The organism is Pseudomonas sp. GL-RE-26 (assembly GCF_019956275.1).
Lineage (GTDB): Bacteria > Pseudomonadota > Gammaproteobacteria > Pseudomonadales > Pseudomonadaceae > Aquipseudomonas > Aquipseudomonas grandcourensis.
Genome location: NZ_JAHBDI010000049.1, coordinates 1 through 17,817 on the forward strand (window position 1 = coordinate 1; position 17,817 = coordinate 17,817).

Genomic DNA, 17,817 nt, shown 5'->3' on the forward strand with positions numbered 1-17,817 from the left:
GTAATTGCTCAGCAGGCTGTCGGCCAATTTAACCAGTTCAGGATCAGGTTTGACTCGTTTGGCGCGCTTGGATTTTGGCTCGGTCATTGGATTTCCTTGGGGTAGGCAGTCTCCTGCCAAATGACCGTTTACACAAAACTAATTACACCCTCGGCTCCGGGTTTCATTTTTCGCAGCGAACCTCAGTGGCTACTCATCCCGGCCGCATGCATCAACATCCGCAACGCCCCCGCCACCACACCCAAGGCAACCACGCTGCCCAGCCAGATCACCACCAGCCATCCCAGGCGCTTGTACCAGCGCGCGGGTGCCGTTTGATTCGTATCAATGGTAGCCATCGCCAATCCTCACTTTGCCGCGGAACACGTAGTAGCTCCAGACCGTGTACATCAGGATGATCGGCAGGATGAACAGCGCGCCGATCAGGATGAACAGCTGGCTGGTCGGCGGTGACGCCGCTGCCCACAGGCTGATTGACGGCGGCACGATGTTCGGCCAGATGCTGAATGCCAGGCCGATGTAGCCCAGGAACACCAGCATCAGGGTGAAGGCGAACGGCCAATGGGTGTGGCGTTGGCGCAGGGTCTTGAGCAAGCCGAACATCGCCAGCAGGGCCAGCACCGCCAGGCCACCGAACACCGCCAGGTGCGCATGGGCGAACCAGCGGGTGGCGATTTCCGGATGCAGGATCGGCGTCCACACGCAGATCACGCCGATTACCGCCAACAGCAGCCAGGCCAGGGGCCGGGTGAACAGGCGCATGCGCGATTCGAGCATGCCTTCGGTCTTGACCAGCAACCAGGTGCTGCCGAGCAGCGCATAAGCGACGATCAGACCGACTCCGCAGAACAACGGAAACGGTGCCAGCCAGTCCAGCGAACCACCGGCGAACTGGCGGTCGACCACCGGGATGCCGGCAATGTAAGTACCAATCACCACGCCCTGGGAGAAGGTCGCCAGCAGCGAACCGCCGATGAACGCCATGTCCCAGACATGCCGCTTTTCAGGGCTGGCCTTGAAACGGAACTCGAACGCCACACCGCGGAAGATCAAGCCGCACAACATCAGGATCAGCGGCAGGTACAACGCCTCCAGAATCACCGAATAGGCCAGCGGGAATGCGCCATACAGCGCCGCGCCGCCCAGCACCAGCCAGGTCTCGTTGCCGTCCCAGACCGGTGCCACGGTGTTCATCATCACATCGCGCTCCTTCGCATCCGGGATCAGCGGAAACAGAATGCCCAACCCCAGGTCGAAGCCGTCCATGATCACGTACATCATCACGCCGAAGGCGATGATCACGCCCCAGATCAGCGATAAATCGATACCTTGAATACCCATGACTCAACTCCCTTCCTTCAATTGACGCGGGCGTCGGTTTCGAGGATTTCAGCGTCGGCGGACAGCGGCCGGCGCGGTGTGATGACCTGATCGGAATGCCCGTCGACGGCATGCCCGTGATGCGGCTGCGGCCCTTTGCCGACCAGTTTCATCATGTAGCCGATGCCCACCGTGAACACCGAGAAATAGATCACCACGAACAGCGCCAGCGAGATGCTCAACTGCGCGACACTGTGATTCGACGCGGCATCGGTGGTGCGCAGCAGGCCATACACCACCCACGGCTGGCGCCCGACTTCGGTGGTGATCCACCCGGCCAGCATGGCGATCAGGCCACTTGGCCCCATCCACAACATCAGGCGCAGGAACCAGCGATTGCGGTAGATGGCGCCGCTGCGGCGCAGGGCCAGGCCGAGCACGCCAGCCAGCACCATCAACATGCCCAGCCCGGCCATGACGCGGAAACTCCAGAAGACCACCGTCGCATTCGGCCGGTCCTCTTTCGGGAAGCTTTTGAGCGCCGGGATCTGCTTGTCGAGGCTGTGGGTCAGGATCAGGCTGCCCAGGTACGGAATCTCGATGGCATATTTGGTCTTCTCGGCCTGCATGTCGGGGATGCCGAACAGCACCAGCGGCGTCGCTTCATTGCCGTTGTTTTCCCAGTGCCCTTCGATGGCCGCGATCTTCGCCGGTTGATGTTCCAGGGTGTTCAAGCCGTGGGCGTCACCGACCACCGCCTGGATCGGCGCGACGATCAAGGCCATCCACAACGCCATCGACAGCATCTTGCGCACCTGTTTGGTGTCGTTGCCGCGCAGCAGGTGCCACGCCGCCGACGAGCCGACAAAGAAGGCGGTGGCCACGAACGCGGCAATCGCCATGTGCGCAAGGCGGTACGGGAACGACGGGTTGAACACGATGGCCAGCCAGTCCAGCGGCATCACCCGACCGTCGACGATCTCGAAGCCCTGGGGCGTTTGCATCCAGCTGTTGGAGGCGAGAATCCAGAAGGTCGAAATAAGCGTGCCGATAGCGACCATGACCGTCGAGAAGAAGTGCAAGCCGCGCCCTACCCGGTTCCAGCCGAACAGCATGACCCCGAGGAAACCGGCCTCGAGGAAGAACGCCGTGAGCACTTCATAGGTCAGCAAGGGCCCGGTGATGCTGCCGGCGAAATCGGAGAAGCGGCTCCAGTTGGTGCCGAACTCGTAGGCCATGACCAGCCCCGAGACCACGCCCATGCCGAAGTTGACGGCGAAGATCTTCGACCAGAAATGGTAGAGATCGCGGTAGGTGTCGTTGTGGGTCTTCAGCCAAAGCCCTTCGAGCACCGCCAGGAAACTGGCCAGTCCGATGGTGATGGCAGGGAAGATGATGTGGAACGAAACCGTGAACGCGAATTGCATGCGCGCCAGGTCCAGTGCCTCCAGGTTAAACATGTCGATATCCTCATCGCGGCTGAAAAACGGCGGCACACGGCCGGACCACCGTCAGGCCGGGGGGCCTGCAGCCAACACAAGTCGAAAGGGTTACGCGAGCGGCATCGGGCCGCCCCCGGTGTCAGGCGGCGGAAGTCGAAATCAGGTTGCTGGCCTTCGCCTGTTCCAGCCGGATGGCGATGAACTTGGAAGTCGGGGTGAAGGTGCGGTCACCGTAACTTTCCAGCGGCACCAGCGGGTTGGTCTCGGGGTAGTACGCCGCCGCCTGACCGGCAGGAATGTCGTAGGCGATCAGGGTGAAACCGCTGACCCGACGCTCGCGTTCGTCGTCCCACAGCGCCACCAGGTCGACCTTCTGCCCAGGTTCAAAGCCCAGCCGGCGAATGTCCTGCTCGTTGGCGAACACTACGTCGCGCATGCCGTACACCCCGCGATAGCGGTCATCCAGGCCGTACAGCGTGGTGTTGTACTGATCGTGGGAGCGCATGGTCTGCAGGATCAGGTGCGGCTTGACCGCCAGGTTGCGCACGCCCTCGCTGATCAGGTGCTCCGGCAACACGCTCGGAGTGAACTGAGCCTTGCCGCTGGCGGTTTTCCAGATGCGCTTGGCCGCATCATTGGGCATGTGGAAACCGCCCGGATGCAGCAAGCGCCGGTTGAAATCCTCGAAGCCGGGAATGGTGTCGGCAATCATGTTGCGGATGCGGCCGTAGTCGCCGATGGCCCAGTTCCAGTCGATCGGGTGCTTGCCCAGGGTCGCGGCGGCGATGCCGGCAATGATCGCAGGCTCCGAGCGCAGGTGTTTTGACTTCGGCTTCAGTTGCCCGTGGGAGATATGGATCATGCTGAAGGTGTCTTCCACGGTCACGCCTTGCGGCCCTTCGGCCTGAATGTCGATGTCGGTGCGACCCAGGCACGGCAGGATCAGCGCTTCACGGCCGGTGACCAGATGGCTGCGGTTGAGCTTGGTGGCGATGTGCACGGTGAGGTCGCATTTGCGCAACGCGGCGTGGGTGCGCGGCGTGTCGGGGGTGGCCTGGGCGAAGTTGCCGCCCAGGGCGATAAACACTTTCGAACGTCCCTGCTCCATCGCGCCGATCGCCATCACGGTGTTGTGACCATGCTCGCGCGGCGGCTTGAAGGAGAAGCGTTTTTCCAGGGCATCGAGCAAATCCGCAGGCGCCAGTTCGTTGATGCCCATGGTGCGGTCGCCCTGCACGTTACTGTGACCGCGCACCGGCGACAGCCCCGCGCCGGGACGGCCAACGTTGCCGCGCAGCAGCATCAGGTTGATGACTTCCTGCAGCGTCGGCACCGAATGCGTGTGCTGGGTCAGGCCCATCGCCCAGCACATGATCACCCGCTTGGACCGGGCGTACATGCGGGCGGCGAGTTCGATGTCAGCCAGAGTCATGCCCGACTGCTGCTCGATGTGCTCCCAACTGGTGGCGTCGACTTCGCCCAGGTAGGTACCCATTCCCGAGGTGTGTTCGGCGATGAACGCATGGTCGAACACCGGCTCGCCGCCGCTGACCTGAGCTTCGCGCTCCCACTGCAACAGGAACTTGACCATGCCGCGCATGACCGCCATGTCACCGCCCAGTGCCGGGCGGAAGTACGCGGTGTTGGTGGGCTCGGAGCCGTTCAGCAGCATTTCGATCGGGTGCTGTGGATGCTGGAAGCGCTCCAGACCACGCTCCTTGAGCGGGTTGATGCAGATCACCTGCGCACCGCGCTTGACCGCTTCGCGCAAGGGTTCAAGCATCCGCGGGTGGTTGGTGCCGGGGTTCTGGCCGATGACGAAGATCGCGTCGGCATGTTCCAGGTCGTCAAACACCACGGTGCCTTTGCCCACGCCAAGGCTTTCGATCATGCTCACCGCGCTGGCTTCGTGGCACATGTTCGAGCAGTCCGGGAAGTTGTTGGTGCCGTAGGCCCGGACGAACAGTTGATAGAGATAGGCGGCCTCGTTGCTGGCCCGGCCCGAGGTGTAGAACTCGGCCTGATCCGGCGATTCCAGCGCATTGAGGTGCCGGGCAATCGTCGCGAACGCTTCGTCCCAGGTGGTTTCCACGTAACGGTCGGTGGCCGCGTCATAACGCATCGGGTGGGTCAGGCGGCCCTGATACTCCAGCCAGTAATCGCTCTGCTCGGCCAGCGCCGAGACGCTGTATTTGTTGAAGAAGGCCGGGTCGACCAAACGCCCCGTGGCTTCCCAGTTAACCGCCTTGGCGCCGTTCTCGCAGAACTTGACCATGCCGTTTTCCGGCGACTCGCCCCAGGCGCAACCGGGGCAGTCGAACCCGCCATTCTGGTTGGTCTTGAGCATGGCGCGAATGTTCTTCAGCGCGTTTTCACTGCCCAGCCAGTTTTTGGTAACAGCGATCAGCGCACCCCAACCAGCGGCGGCACCTTTATAGGGTTTGTAGCGGTCGACTTGAGACATGGTACTTCTCCGTGACAATGCACACAGGCTTCGACCTGATTCAGGTCATTGTTCGATTTGCGGAGAAAGCATATGAATGTCGTTTAATTATTGTCTAATCGCTATTTATGACCACATTATCGAAACGCTCTATCACGGCTTTTTTACCTTTATTTTCAATGACTTAAAATCAATCAAAGTTCTTTTAATCACGAAAAAAAGTTCATCATAGATCCGCTCGATCAGCCGGTCATCAATAGTGATTGGACGCCCGTTGAAGTTGCTCTTAGCCTGCGCTCAACAAGTCCGTCAGTGACGGAAACTTCATACAAAAAAGCGCCAAGCGAGGGTGTCATGTCAGAACGAGTCTTGATCGATGGCTTCTCCCGGCGCGTGGACTATCTGCGGATGTCGGTCACCGACCGCTGCGATTTCCGTTGCGTATATTGCATGGCCGAGGACATGCAGTTTCTGCCGCGCCAACGGGTGCTGACTCTGGAAGAGATTTACCAGATTGCCGAAAGCTTCGTGGCGCTGGGCACCCGCAAGATCCGCCTGACCGGGGGCGAGCCGTTGATCCGTCCGGGCGTGGTGCAACTGTGCGAGAAGATCGCCGCCCTGCCCGGCCTGCGTGAACTGTGCATGACCACCAACGGTTCGCAGCTGGCCAGACTGGCCGAGCCGTTGTTCGATGCCGGGGTCAAGCGCCTCAACATCAGCCTCGATTGCCTGGACCCGCAACGTTTTCGCGAACTGACCCGCACCGGTGACCTGGCGCAGGTGATCAAGGGCATCGACGCCGCCAACCAGGCCGGATTTCGCAACACCAAGCTCAATTGCGTGGTGATGAAGGGCCGCAACGACCATGAGATCAATGATCTGGTGAGCTTCGCCATCGACCGTAACCTCGACATCTCCTTCATCGAAGAAATGCCGTTGGGCACCATCGATGAACACAGCCGCGCCGAATCGTTTTTCGCAAGCAGCCAGGTCCGCGAACGCATCGCCGAACGCTACACTTTGATTGATTCCGCCGAGTCGACCCAGGGTCCGTCGCGCTACTGGCGCCTGGCCGAGGCGCCGCAGATTCGCCTGGGGTTCATCTCGCCCCACAGCCACAACTTTTGCGGCACCTGCAATCGGGTGCGGCTGACCGTGGAAGGACGTCTGCTGCTGTGCCTGGGCAATGAGCACTCAGTGGATCTCAAGGCTGTCTTGCGCAGCCATCCCGGACAGCCCGAACGCCTGGAAAAAGCCATTATCGAGGCGATGAAACTCAAGCCTTATCGACACAACTTCGAAGTGAACGACGATGTTCAGGTTGTTCGCTTCATGAACATGACGGGCGGCTGAAACCCATGATCGTGAGACCCAAACCCAACCTGATCGGCGTGCTGACGTCCCTCAAGGGTTCGATTGCCAAACGCATCGCCTGGCGCAGCCTGATGGTGACGCTGCTCGCCTCGGCCATCGTACTCATCGAAACCCTGCACCCCAGTTACTTTTCCAAGGTCAGTGCCACGCCCTTCACGCTGCTGGGTTTGTCGTTGTCGATCTTCATGAGCTTTCGCAACAACGCCTGCTACGACCGCTGGTATGAAGCGCGCAAGGCCTGGGGCGATGTGATTGTGGAAGTCCGCTCGATGATTCGTGAAACCCTGGTGATCAAGGACACGGCTGAACGCCACACGATCCTCAGCAACCTCTGCGGCTTCGCCCATGCCCTCAACGCGCGCCTGCGCCAGGAAAACGAAATGGCCGCCAGTGGCGACTGGCTGCACCCGATGCCCAAGGGCAACTCCACGGACATCAGCGGGCAGATCCTGATGCAGGTCGGTCAGCAGTGCTCGACACTCAACGAGTCCGGGGCGATCAACGACTGGCGCTACACGCTCATGGCCAACCATCTCGCCAGCCTGACCCATGCCCAGGCCGTCTGTGAACGGATCAAGAACACCCCGCTCCCCTTCCCCTACACCCTGTTGCTGCACCGCACCATCTACCTGTTCTGCATCCTCTTGCCGTTTGCCATGGCCGAACCCCTGGGCTGGCTGACACCGATTTTCACCGCGATTGTCAGCTACACCTTTTTCGGCCTGGATGCGATTGCCGACGAACTGGAAGACCCGTTCGGCCGCGACGAAAACGACCTGCCCACCGACGCCATCGTGCGCAACATCGAGCGCGATGTGCTGGCGGCGCTGGGCGTGACGGAGTTGCCGCCACAGCTGGAGCCGGTGGATTTTGTGTTGAACTGATATTCAGGACAAACGCAAAACCTGTAGGAGCGAGCCTGCTCGCGATAGCGGTCTGTCTGCCAACATATCTGTTGGATATGCCGGCCTCTTCGCGAGCAGGCTCGCTCCCACAGGGGCGGTGTCAGAACAGCTCGCTGAAGGGTATGAACCGCGCCATGTCGCCCATTTCCAGGGTGCAGCCTTCCGGCACCTCAACCAGCCCATCGGCCCAGGATGCCCCCAACAAAACGCCTGAGCTCTGGTTCGGATAGAGCACCGCGTGACCGGCTTCGAGTTTCACCCGCAGGTACTCGCGGCGGCTTCCGGGTTTGGGCCAGGTAAAACCGACACTCACCGGAAAGCTCAAAGGCTCGACGTCTTCGACACCCTGAATCCGCAACAGGTAAACCCGCGCCAACAGGCCGAAAGTGACCAGCGCCGATGTCGGATTGCCCGGCAGGCCAATCACCGGCACGCGGCCGAAGTGGCCCACGGTCAATGGCTTGCCGGGTTTGATCGAGAGTTTCCACAGCAACGGCTTGCCGCACTCGCGCAGCACCTGGCCGAGGCAGTCGGCGTCACCGGCGGACACGCCGCCCGTGCTGAGCATCAGGTCCGCCGTGTGTTGCAGCTGTTCGAGCTTGAGCCGAGTCTGCCGTGGCTCATCGGGGAGAATGCCGGCATCGATGACCTCGCAACCCAACGCACTCAACCAATGGCTCAACAAGGTTCGGTTGCTGTTGTAGATGCTGCCGGGCTTGAGTGGCGTGCCCGGCTCGACCAGTTCATCGCCGGTGGACAACAACGCCACCCGTGGTCGCCGCACGACCTGCACATGAGTGCAGCCCTGCGCCGCCGCGACCGCCAATTCGAACGGGCCGAGGCGCTTGCCGGCGCGCAGCAGCACATCGCCGACGCGGTTCTCCTGGCCTTGCGGTCGGATGTTGCTGCCCGCGCTCAGGGGCTGTATGAAGCGGATACGTCCGTCATCCAGCACCTCGGTGTTCTCCTGCATCTCCACGCAGTTGGCACCCTGCGGAACCGGTGCGCCGGTGAAAATCCGCGCGCAGGTTCCGGGTGCCAGGGCTTCGGGGGCGTGACCGGCAAATACCTGCTGCGACACGCTCAGCGGTACCCCGCCCCAACCGTCGACATTCAGGGCATAGCCGTCCATGGCGCTGTTCGGCCACGGCGGCAGATCGAGGCTCGCCACCAGGTCAGTGGCCATCACCCGTTGCCTGGCGGCACTCAGAGGCACCGCTTCACTGTCTTCAATCCACTGCGCCTCGGCCATGGTCAGCAGCCGGTCGATGGCTTGCTCTACCGACATCAGCGGTGAAGTGCTCATCCCCGCGTCCCGCAGGCTTGCACCGGCTTGAGGTGCGGTACGAAATTGCACGGCCGGTGGCGCGCGTCGAGTTGCTCGGCAAGGATGCCTTCCCAGGCGGTGCGGCAGGCACCCGTGGAGCCCGGCAGGCAGCAGACCAGCGTGCCATTGGCCAGCCCGGCCAGTGCCCGGCTCTGCACCGTGGAGGTGCCGATGTCGAGGATCGAAATCGCCCGGAACAGCTCACCGAAGCCATCGATCTGCTTATCCAGCAAACAGGCCACTGCCTCGGGTGTGCTGTCGCGGCCGGTGAAGCCGGTGCCGCCGGTGATCAGCACCACCTGGATGCCGTCGTCGGCAATCCAGTTCGCCACCTGCGCGCGGATCTTGTACAGGTCGTCCTTGAGCAGGTTGCGCTCGCTGAGGGTGTGGCCGGCTTCCAGCAAACGGCTGACGAGTAATTGGCCGGAGGTGTCATTGGCATATTCACGGGTATCGCTAACGGTCAGCACGGCAATATTCAGGGGTATAAACAATGCATCCGGTTTGACGCTCATGGAGTTCTCCGGCAGATATAATTTAAATGACTTCCGAAGACTAATTCGATAAATAAAGCCGTGTCTAATCACTCTAACCAACCAGACTATCGAGCCGATCTATCAATATAAAAATAGCAGAAACACCATCAATGATAGAGCCCGTCGATAACCCCTTAGATAGCAGTGATTGGACGCACATCAAAGACAATGAGATCGTCCGCACCTCACGATTCCTGCCTCGCCTTGTGTCTTGCGCACCTGAGTCAATACTTACCCCTTCACTCCCCCGCCAGCAGGTGCCGTCATGGACATCAAACAACTCAAGTTCCTGATCGCCCTGGAGCAGACCCGCCACTTCGGCCAGGCGGCCGCGCGCTGCCACATCACCCAGCCCACGCTGTCGATGCGCCTGCGCAACCTGGAGGATGAACTGGACCTGGTGCTGGTCACCAGGGGCCAGCGCTTCGAGGGTTTTACCGAGGCCGGCGAACGAGTACTGGCGTGGGCCAGGACCCTGCTGGCCGCCCACGACGGGCTCTTCGCCGAGGCCGCCGCGTGCCGGGGCCAGCTCGTCGGTAACTTGCGCCTGGGGCTGGTGCCGCTGAGCAGCTTCAACCCGGTCACCTGCATCCAGGGCCTGTCCCGCAGCTTTCCCGAGCTCAAGTACAGCCTGTCGTCCTTGAGTTCCGACCAGATCATCGAGGGCCTTGGCAACAATCAGCTGGACCTGGGCGTGTGCTACCTCGATCACGTCAACCCGAGCTATTTCGAGTGTTTCGAGATCGGCGAGACCCGCGTCGGCCTACTGTACGACAACCGTCACTTCCATTTCGACGGCACGCAAATGAGCTGGGAGGACGCCGCCGAACTGCCGCTGGGGATGCTCAGCAACGGCATGCACTACCGCAAATCCATCGACCTGAGCTTTCGCAGCCGCGGACTGGACCCGCAGCCGATCCTCGAAAGCGATTCGACCTACCAGTTGCTGCAGGCGATTCACGAAGGTTTCTGCTGCGCGATCATGCCGCTGGACAGTGGCCTGGAAGAGCCCATCGAACACCTGTCGTTCATCGAATTGCCGGATGCCAGCGTGCTCGCGCCCCTGGGCCTGGTGATGCGCAAGACCGAGCCACGTTCGGCGATTGCCGAGAAGTGTTTCGCCGAAGCACGAACGTTACTCAGCCGGACCCACTGATCAAGTTTCGGCTTTATATAAAACCGAACCGGACATGTTTGCCCGGCTTGATAGACATCACCAATCGGCACATCGGAACAAGCGATTGGACGCGTTGAAAAGTTACCCGTAGCCTGAACTTAATTCAGCGCTTCGAGGTTCTTTTCATGTTGTGCCAAGTTGAACAAGCCGATGCTCGAAGCGACACTAACGCCCCCGCGCCAAAACCGCTGAGTGTGAACTTTCGCGAGTACGACAATGCCGCGTCAGTTTGTCAGGCGGCGCTGGCATCAGAGATTGCCCTGGCAATCACCTACAACGGTTTGAGTCAGGCCGTGATGATGGTGTCGCCGGGCAACCTCGAAGATTTCATCCGCGGTTTCAGCGTCAGCAACGACATCGTTGCGCACCAGAGCGAAATCTACGACCTGCGACTCACCCACTTCGACCAGGCCGTTCAAGCAGACGTGCAGATCTCCAGCCGCGCATTCTGGGCGCTAAAGAACCATCGCCGGCAAATGGCGGGCACCAGTGGCTGCGGACTGTGCGGTGTGGAAGCCTTGGAGCAGGCCCTGCCGAAACTGGAGATTCTCGATCCGGTTGCGCTGCCGCCCGCCGAGCATTTCATCGACATCCGCAACCGCATCGAACAGGCCCAACAAATGGCCCGCAGTAGCGGCGCGCTGCACGCAGCGCTGTACTTCGACAGCGAAGGCAACGCGCTGATCTGCCGCGAAGACATTGGCCGCCACAACGCGCTGGACAAGCTGATCGGGGCCCTGCAACACGCCGGTATCGACAGCCGTTGCGGCTTCACGGTCGTTACCAGCCGTTGCAGCCTGGAACTGATCCACAAGGCCGTCAGGGCCAGGCTCGGCACGCTGGTCAGTCTGTCGGCGCCCAGTGCTCTGACCGTGCTGTGGGCAATCAAACATCGCCTCAACCTGATTCACGTCCCCCACCGCAACGCACCACGCATTTACAGCCCGGCATGATGCCTTCACCCGATCACCGCGCTGGCAAGCGCAGGAACCTCCCATGACAGACATTGCAGATGCATCCCCCGATGGCCTGACCCACCTGGACAACCAGGGTCGCGCCAACATGGTCGATGTCAGCGAAAAAGCCCCGACGCAGCGCGAAGCACAGGCCCAGGCCTGGGTGCGGATGCGCCCGGAAACCCTGAAACTGATTCAAAGCGACGGCCACCCCAAGGGCGATGTATTTGCCGTGGCGCGGATCGCCGGAATCATGGCGGCGAAGAAAACCCATGAGCTGATCCCGCTGTGCCACACCCTGCTGCTCAGTTCGATCCATGTCGAACTCAAGGCCTGCACGCCGGACAGCGTGAAAATCGTCGGCACCTGCCGCGTAGAGGGCCAGACCGGGGTCGAACTTGAGGCCCTGACCGCCGTCAGCGTGGCGGCGTTGACCCTCTACGACATGTGCAAGGCAGTGGACCGCGGCATGGTCATCGACGACATCCGGCTGCTCAGTAAACAAGGTGGCCGCTCCGGTCATTTCAAGTTCGAGGACGCACAATGATCCTGATCAATTACTTCGCCCGTTACCGCGAACAGCTCAACCTGGGCGGTGAAAAACTGCCCCTGACCGACAGCCTCAAGACCATCGAGGACGTGCGTCGATTGCTGATGGCTCGCGGTGAACTGTGGAGCCATGTGCTCGGTGAAAACAACCTGATGTGTGCACTGAACCAGGAGCTGTGCCATACGGACCGGGTGATCGAGGACTATGACGAGATCGCCTTTTTTCCACCGGTCACTGGGGGTTGAGGCATGACAGTTCGGGTCCAGCGTGAATTGTTCGACATCGGCCTGCTGATCGACAGCCTGCAGGCGAACAATCCGGGGGTGGGTGCCGTGGTCAACTTCGTCGGCTATGTGCGCGACATCAATCAGGGAGAGGCGGTCACCGGGATGTTTCTGGAGCACTACCCGGGCATGACCGAACGTTCGCTGCAAACAATCATCGACAACGCCAGGGCTCGATGGCCACTCCGGGCCGTGGAGATCGTGCACCGGATCGGCCCCTTGTCGATCAGCGAGCCGATCGTGTTTGTCGGCGTCAGCAGCCCCCATCGTCAAGCCGCTTTCGAGGCCTGTGCGTTCATCATGGATTACCTGAAAACCGACGCGCCGTTCTGGAAACGCGAAGACGTGGCGAGTGGCGCACGCTGGGTCGATGCCCGTGACAGCGACCGCTCAGCCGTCGAGCGCTGGGCAGAAACGCAGCATCAGGTGGCTATGCAACGCGCACCGGCGTAGCTACAGTCATTGGCTCAACGCTTTTCTGCACAAGGAACTTTCGCTTGAGCCCCACACCCTCCCCGATCACCCAACAGGATGTGCCACAGCCCCGGTCCATCAGCCTGCACGAAGCCTTCCTGTTCTGGCTCAAGCTTGGCTTCATCAGTTTCGGCGGGCCGGCGGGGCAGATTTCGATCATGCATCAGGAGCTGGTCGAGCGCCGGCGCTGGATCTCCGAGCGGCGCTTTCTGCATGCCCTCAACTATTGCATGTTGCTGCCCGGGCCTGAGGCTCAGCAGTTGGCAACCTACATCGGCTGGCTGATGCACCGGACCTGGGGCGGTGTGATCGCTGGCGTGCTGTTTGTGTTGCCGTCGCTGTTCATCCTGATTGCACTGTCCTGGGTGTACATCGCCTTTGGCGAAGTGCCCGTGGTCGCCGGATTGTTCTACGGGATCAAGCCCGCAGTCACGGCAATCGTGGTGCAGGCGGCTCACCGGATCGGCTCGCGGGCGTTGAAGAACGGCTGGTTATGGGGCATCGCCGCCGCGTCCTTCGTGGCCATCTTCGTGCTCAATATGCCGTTTCCGCTGATCGTGCTCGGCGCAGCGGTCATCGGCTTTTTCGGCGGACGCCTGGCACCGGAAAAATTCAGGGCCGGTGGCCACAGCGCGGCGAAAAAGTCCTTCGGCCCGGCCGTGATCGACGATGACACCCCAACCCCCGAACACGCCCGGTTCAGTGGCTGGAAACTGGCGCGCCTGGCCATTATCGGTGCGATCTTGTGGACGCTGCCCATGGCCATGCTCACCGCACTGTTCGGCTGGGAAGGCACGCTGACGCAGATGGCCTGGTTCTTCACCAAGGCCGCGCTGCTGACCTTTGGCGGCGCTTACGCGGTGCTGCCGTATGTCTACCAGGGCGCGGTCGGTCACTACGCATGGCTGACGCCGACGCAGATGATCGACGGCCTGGCGCTCGGTGAAACCACGCCCGGCCCGTTGATCATGGTCGTCGCCTTCGTCGGGTTCATCGGCGGCTACGTGCTACAGATCTTCGGGCCGGATCAAGCGTTTGTCGCCGGTGCCGTGGCCGCCACGCTGGTGACCTGGTTCACCTTCCTGCCTTCGTTCCTGTTCATCCTCGCTGGCGGGCCATTGGTGGAATCGACGCACAACGAACTCAAGTTCACCGCGCCGCTGACGGCCATTACCGCCGCCGTGGTGGGCGTGATTCTCAATCTGGCGTGTTTCTTTGGCTACCACGTGCTTTGGCCCAAAGGCTTCGAAGGACAACTGGACTGGCCTTCGCTGCTGATCGCGATGGTGGCGGGCGTTGCATTGCTTCGTTTCAAACGCGGAGTGATCGAGGTTTTGATCGGCTGCGGGTTGATCGGCCTCGGTGTGCACCTGATGTTCTGAATCAAACATTTACACGCGCCGCAATCCTCCCTAGTATCCAGCCATCCCCGGATGGCTTGTTCTACTCGCCACCGACGATTTCCGCCGCCGGAAACCTGCGCCATGCGTACTTTGCCGTCAGAACAGCACCTGCTGAACATTTCGATCCAGGCCACATCGCTGCTGGCCGTGGACGGCATTGCATGAAGCGCATCGTCAACCTGCCCATGGCCCTGCGCCGCTCCAAATTGCGTCACTCCGCACGTCCGCCGGATAGCGTCCTGCCCGCCTGATCGGCGAGCCCCCTCCTTCGCTATCCCAGCGTTTGCTCAGCGTATGCAATCCCTGTGGGAGCGAGCTTGCTCGCTCCCACAGGTTGCGCACTTCGACTGACCGGCATTGGGTTCTCCCAAATTTGCCTGGACACCGACATGACTCAACGTTGCAATTCCTACTACACCGCCACCCTCAACCAGGACACCGATTACCCGACGCTGCAAGGCCGGCACCGGGTTGACGTGGTGATCATCGGCGGCGGTTTCACCGGCGTGGCCACCGCCGTCGAGCTGGCGGAAAAAGGCCTGAAGGTCGCCATCGTCGAAAGCCACAAGATCGGCTGGGGCGCCACCGGGCGCAACGGCGGCCAGGTCACCGGCAGCCTGTCGGGCGACGAGGCCATGCGCAAACAGATGCGCCGTACCATCGGTGATGACGTCGACGATTTCATCTGGAACCTGCGCTGGCGCGGGCACCAGATCATCCAGCAGCGCGTGGAAAAGTACGGCATCGCCTGCGACCTCAAGCACGGCCACCTGCACGCCGCGTACAAACCCGCGCACATGGTCGGCTTGCGCAAGGATTACGAAGAGGCGGTGCACCGTGGCATGGGCGACGAGGTCAGCCTGCTCGACCGCAGCCAGGTGCGCGACCTGCTGCAAAGCAACCTCTACCACGGCGCGATCAAGAACACCCGCAACATGCACCTGCATCCGTTGAACCTGTGCATCGGCGAGGCTCGCGCAGCCGAAAGCCTCGGTGCGTTGATCTTCGAGAACAGCGAAGTGCTGGAGATCATCCATGGAGACACGCCTGGCGTACGCACCGCCCACGGACAGATCGACGCCAACCAGGTGCTGCTGGCCGGCGACGTCTACCACAAACTGGAACCGGGCAAGCTCAAGGGCAAGATTTTCCCGGCCATGGGCGGCATCGTCACCACCGAGCCACTGGGCGATCTGGCAAGACAGATCAACCCTGAAGACCTGGCGGTCTACGACTGCCGTTTCGTGCTCGACTACTACCGCCTCACCGCCGACGGTCGCCTGTTGTTCGGTGGCGGCGCCAACTACAGCGGCAAGGATTCGCGCGACATCGCCGCCGAGTTGCGCCCGTGCATCGAGCAGACCTTCCCGGCGCTCAAAGGCGTGGCCATCGACTATCAGTGGAGTTGCGCGATGGGCATCGTGATCAACCGCATCCCGCAACTGGGCAAGCTGTCGGACAACGTCTGGTATTGCCAGGGCTACTCCGGCCACGGCATCGCCACCACCCACATCATGGGCGAAATCATGGGCCGGGCGATCACAGGAAAACTGGAACAGTTCGACACCTTCGCCGCCTGCCAGCACATCCGCGTGCCCATGGGCGACCTGCTCGGCAACCCGATGCTTGCTGCCGGCATGTGGTACTACCAGATGCTTGAGCGATTGCGCTGAGCCATTGGCTGCACATCCGGCATTGATGTTGTTTGTGCTGTCCTCTCGCGAGCAGGCTCGCTCCTACAAGGGTTGTTTGCCGACCCCGATATTTGTGGTCGACAACGATCCCTGTAGGAGCGAGCCTGCTCGCGAAGATGCCAGTCCATTCAACACACATTCAGCGCCAGTCACACCGCCATCGCGAGCAGGCTCGCTCCTACAAAGACCCACTCAAGCCTGCACCACCTCAATCCCCAACGCCCGGTAGTCCTCGACATTGCCTGACGCCACATGCCGCTCGGTGATCAGCGTGTGCACGCGGTTGCAAGGCGCGACGACAAAGGGTTCCACCGCACCGAGCTTGTCCGCCGTGGTGACGGCAATCACGTGGGAGGCACAGTCGAGCATCGCCTGTTTCACCGGCACTTCATCGAAATGCAATGAGCTCAAGCCCACCTGCGGGTGAATCGCGCAGACCCCGGTAAACAGCAGGTCGGCCTTGATGCCCGCGAGCAGCCGCAGGGTTTCGTGACCGCCGGCCGACATCGTCGCCGGGTTGAGTTGGCCGCCCGCCAGAATCACCTTGATGCCTTTGTATTCGGACAAGGTGATGGCCGTCATCGGCGACGCGGTGATCGCGGTAATGGCGATCTCCAGCGGCAGCGAACGTGCGATCTGCAAGGTGGTGGTGCCGGAATCGAACACCACGATCTGACCGTCCTGCACCCGTTGCGCGGCCAATTGCGCCAGATGGGTTTTCACCTCATCGGTTTCGCTGATCCGGGTGAAATAGTCCTTGCCGGTGTCTTTGGGCCGCGGCAACGCCCCGCCGTGCACCCGCTGCACCAGCCCGACACTGGCCAGCTCCGCCAGATCCCGGCGGATGGTGTCTTCGGACACCGCGAAATGCAGGCTCAACTCCGAGGCCATGACCTTGCCGTCACGTTCGAGGATCAACAGGATTTTTTGCCGGCGTACCGATGGAAGTTCGGCAGCGGAATGGTTGTCGTGCATGTTTTTGCCCGTTTATGCATGTAGTTGCGCGTTACACGAGAGTATCCGCAACCCGGAGCAAAAACAACGAACCGGCCAAGTATCATTTTTTTCGATCTTTCAAATCATTACGCCGAATTTTTTATTTTCCCGTGACCTGTTCAAGATGGCGCCGTCACTCATGTTTCGGATGGAAACCTCATGAATATCAATTTTGCTTTTGCCTGCATGATCGTGGTCTCGTTCACCATTGCGCTGGTGCACACCTGACCGACAGGTCGCGGGGCGTCAAGATGTGCAAGGTCGAGGTAAAAAGCCTGACAGATCAGGAATATGCTCTATAACCAGTGGTGACACGATTTCCGATCAGCGGGAACTGGAAGGCTCCCCCGGAAGTTGATCTCTAAAAAAGTTGCGGACAATTGAGTGCCCGCCAGGAGACGCCACCGATGAAAGCCCTGAAAATCGCCGCCAGTGAAGGCGCATCCACATGTTTCCTGAACGCCCGGGAGGTGGTCCCGCTCGGTCACACCGACTTCACCGACGTCGCCGTGGCCGTGGTGTCGGTCAATGATGTGCTGGCCGGATCCCTCGACGTCATTCAGCGCACCGGTTTTGATATCCCGATCTTCCTGGTGGCGTCCCCCGGCACCAGCACCCACCCCCGGGAAGTCTACAAACACCTCAACGACGTGCTGCTGCAAGTGAACGGCATCTTCGACCTGTCGCCCAGCAACGTCGAATACCACGGTAACCAACTGGAAACCGCCGCCAAGGCCTATGAAGAAAGCCTGCTGCCGCCGTTCTTCGACGCGCTCAAACATTACACCGAGGCGGCCAACGCCACCTTTGCCTGCCCCGGTCACCAGGGCGGCCAGTTCTTTCGCAAGCACCCGGCCGGTCGGCAGTTTTTCGACTTCTTCGGCGAGACGCTGTTTCGCGCCGACATGTGCAACGCCGACGTCAAGCTCGGCGACC

General features: G+C 61.1%; 17 protein-coding genes. 10 read left to right on the plus strand and 7 right to left on the minus strand.

The window, feature by feature from the left end; genetic code table 11:
• Positions 1–182 precede the first annotated feature (182 nt).
• The 4 genes from KGB07_RS23590 to KGB07_RS23605 all read right to left on the minus strand — a co-directional run bounded on the left by KGB07_RS23590 (position 183) and on the right by KGB07_RS23605 (position 5,226).
• On the minus strand, positions 183–338 hold the full coding sequence (locus tag KGB07_RS23590) for a DUF2474 domain-containing protein (RefSeq protein WP_082563029.1): 156 nt from the start codon (positions 336–338) through the stop codon (positions 183–185).
• Complete coding sequence (gene cydB / locus KGB07_RS23595; RefSeq protein WP_223466699.1) at positions 325–1,341, minus strand: cytochrome d ubiquinol oxidase subunit II; 1,017 nt, start codon at positions 1,339–1,341, stop codon at positions 325–327. Before cydB ends, KGB07_RS23590 begins: the two co-directional genes overlap by 14 nt.
• A 17-nt stretch (positions 1,342–1,358) precedes the next feature.
• On the minus strand, positions 1,359–2,780 hold the full coding sequence (locus tag KGB07_RS23600) for a cytochrome ubiquinol oxidase subunit I (RefSeq protein ID WP_223466702.1): 1,422 nt from the start codon (positions 2,778–2,780) through the stop codon (positions 1,359–1,361).
• 121 nt (positions 2,781–2,901) lie between these two features.
• Positions 2,902–5,226: an FdhF/YdeP family oxidoreductase gene (locus KGB07_RS23605; RefSeq protein ID WP_046037403.1), complete on the minus strand. Its 2,325-nt coding sequence runs from the start codon at positions 5,224–5,226 to the stop codon at positions 2,902–2,904.
• Positions 5,227–5,559: 333 nt separating this feature from the next.
• On the opposite strand from KGB07_RS23605, the gene moaA reads away from it, so the two are divergent.
• Both moaA and KGB07_RS23615 read left to right on the plus strand, forming a co-directional pair.
• Positions 5,560–6,558 carry a GTP 3',8-cyclase MoaA gene (gene moaA / locus KGB07_RS23610; RefSeq protein ID WP_046037404.1) on the plus strand — a complete coding sequence of 333 codons (999 nt, stop codon included), beginning with the start codon at positions 5,560–5,562 and terminating at the stop codon, positions 6,556–6,558.
• Positions 6,559–6,563: 5 nt separating this feature from the next.
• A complete protein-coding gene (locus KGB07_RS23615; RefSeq protein ID WP_046037405.1) occupies positions 6,564–7,463 on the plus strand; it encodes a bestrophin family protein in 900 nt (299 codons plus the stop codon).
• Positions 7,464–7,584: 121 nt separating this feature from the next.
• Here the strand turns inward: KGB07_RS23615 and glp are convergent, their stop codons facing one another.
• Together glp and moaB are read right to left on the minus strand one after the other, a co-directional pair.
• Positions 7,585–8,790, minus strand: coding sequence for a gephyrin-like molybdotransferase Glp (glp, locus tag KGB07_RS23620; RefSeq protein ID WP_223466704.1), 1,206 nt, complete (start codon positions 8,788–8,790; stop codon positions 7,585–7,587).
• Complete coding sequence (gene moaB / locus KGB07_RS23625; RefSeq protein WP_007976036.1) at positions 8,787–9,326, minus strand: molybdenum cofactor biosynthesis protein B; 540 nt, start codon at positions 9,324–9,326, stop codon at positions 8,787–8,789. Before moaB ends, glp begins: the two co-directional genes overlap by 4 nt.
• Before the next feature lie 286 nt (positions 9,327–9,612).
• Here moaB and KGB07_RS23630 point away from each other — a divergent pair, with 286 nt between their 5' ends.
• The 7 genes from KGB07_RS23630 (at position 9,613) to KGB07_RS23660 (ending at position 15,864) form a co-directional block, all read left to right on the plus strand.
• Positions 9,613–10,503 carry a LysR family transcriptional regulator gene (locus KGB07_RS23630; protein WP_046044025.1) on the plus strand — a complete coding sequence of 297 codons (891 nt, stop codon included), beginning with the start codon at positions 9,613–9,615 and terminating at the stop codon, positions 10,501–10,503.
• A 146-nt stretch (positions 10,504–10,649) separates the two neighbouring features.
• Positions 10,650–11,477 (plus strand): formate dehydrogenase accessory sulfurtransferase FdhD, encoded by an 828-nt coding sequence (fdhD, locus tag KGB07_RS23635; protein ID WP_223466706.1) that lies wholly within the window; start codon positions 10,650–10,652, stop codon positions 11,475–11,477.
• A gap of 43 nt (positions 11,478–11,520) precedes the next feature.
• The gene (moaC, locus tag KGB07_RS23640) at positions 11,521–12,027 is read left to right on the plus strand and encodes a cyclic pyranopterin monophosphate synthase MoaC (RefSeq protein ID WP_223466707.1); all 507 of its coding nucleotides are present in this window, start codon (positions 11,521–11,523) and stop codon (positions 12,025–12,027) included.
• Positions 12,024–12,275, plus strand: coding sequence for a molybdopterin converting factor subunit 1 (gene moaD, locus KGB07_RS23645; RefSeq protein ID WP_223466708.1), 252 nt, complete (start codon positions 12,024–12,026; stop codon positions 12,273–12,275). Before moaC ends, moaD begins: the two co-directional genes overlap by 4 nt.
• 3 nt (positions 12,276–12,278) lie before the next feature.
• Complete coding sequence (moaE, locus tag KGB07_RS23650; RefSeq protein ID WP_223466709.1) at positions 12,279–12,767, plus strand: molybdopterin synthase catalytic subunit MoaE; 489 nt, start codon at positions 12,279–12,281, stop codon at positions 12,765–12,767.
• Between the two features lie 44 nt (positions 12,768–12,811).
• Entirely contained in the window at positions 12,812–14,170 is a 1,359-nt protein-coding gene (gene chrA, locus KGB07_RS23655; protein ID WP_223466710.1) for a chromate efflux transporter, read from the plus strand.
• A gap of 410 nt (positions 14,171–14,580) precedes the next feature.
• Complete coding sequence (locus KGB07_RS23660; RefSeq protein WP_223466711.1) at positions 14,581–15,864, plus strand: NAD(P)/FAD-dependent oxidoreductase; 1,284 nt, start codon at positions 14,581–14,583, stop codon at positions 15,862–15,864.
• 213 nt (positions 15,865–16,077) lie between these two features.
• Here KGB07_RS23660 and KGB07_RS23665 read toward each other — a convergent pair whose 3' ends face one another.
• Complete coding sequence (locus KGB07_RS23665) at positions 16,078–16,860, minus strand: DeoR/GlpR family DNA-binding transcription regulator (RefSeq protein ID WP_046044033.1); 783 nt, start codon at positions 16,858–16,860, stop codon at positions 16,078–16,080.
• Between the two features lie 428 nt (positions 16,861–17,288).
• Here KGB07_RS23665 and KGB07_RS23670 point away from each other — a divergent pair.
• A partial coding sequence (locus KGB07_RS23670) for an Orn/Lys/Arg decarboxylase N-terminal domain-containing protein (RefSeq protein WP_317850413.1) occupies positions 17,289–17,817 on the plus strand: 529 nt, incomplete at its 3' end.

Coding starts and splice junctions, on each gene's coding strand:
- moaD (WP_223466708.1), top strand. CDS start 12,024: ATGATCCTGATCAATTACTTCGCCCGTTACCGCGAACAGCTCAACCTG.
- KGB07_RS23590 (WP_082563029.1), bottom strand. CDS start 338: ATGGCTACCATTGATACGAATCAAACGGCACCCGCGCGCTGGTACAAG.
- moaE (WP_223466709.1), top strand. CDS start 12,279: ATGACAGTTCGGGTCCAGCGTGAATTGTTCGACATCGGCCTGCTGATC.
- KGB07_RS23665 (WP_046044033.1), bottom strand. CDS start 16,860: ATGCACGACAACCATTCCGCTGCCGAACTTCCATCGGTACGCCGGCAA.
- KGB07_RS23660 (WP_223466711.1), top strand. CDS start 14,581: ATGACTCAACGTTGCAATTCCTACTACACCGCCACCCTCAACCAGGAC.
- fdhD (WP_223466706.1), top strand. CDS start 10,650: ATGTTGTGCCAAGTTGAACAAGCCGATGCTCGAAGCGACACTAACGCC.
- moaB (WP_007976036.1), bottom strand. CDS start 9,326: ATGAGCGTCAAACCGGATGCATTGTTTATACCCCTGAATATTGCCGTG.
- moaC (WP_223466707.1), top strand. CDS start 11,521: ATGACAGACATTGCAGATGCATCCCCCGATGGCCTGACCCACCTGGAC.
- KGB07_RS23630 (WP_046044025.1), top strand. CDS start 9,613: ATGGACATCAAACAACTCAAGTTCCTGATCGCCCTGGAGCAGACCCGC.
- KGB07_RS23615 (WP_046037405.1), top strand. CDS start 6,564: ATGATCGTGAGACCCAAACCCAACCTGATCGGCGTGCTGACGTCCCTC.
- glp (WP_223466704.1), bottom strand. CDS start 8,790: ATGAGCACTTCACCGCTGATGTCGGTAGAGCAAGCCATCGACCGGCTG.
- cydB (WP_223466699.1), bottom strand. CDS start 1,341: ATGGGTATTCAAGGTATCGATTTATCGCTGATCTGGGGCGTGATCATC.
- KGB07_RS23605 (WP_046037403.1), bottom strand. CDS start 5,226: ATGTCTCAAGTCGACCGCTACAAACCCTATAAAGGTGCCGCCGCTGGT.
- moaA (WP_046037404.1), top strand. CDS start 5,560: ATGTCAGAACGAGTCTTGATCGATGGCTTCTCCCGGCGCGTGGACTAT.
- KGB07_RS23600 (WP_223466702.1), bottom strand. CDS start 2,780: ATGTTTAACCTGGAGGCACTGGACCTGGCGCGCATGCAATTCGCGTTC.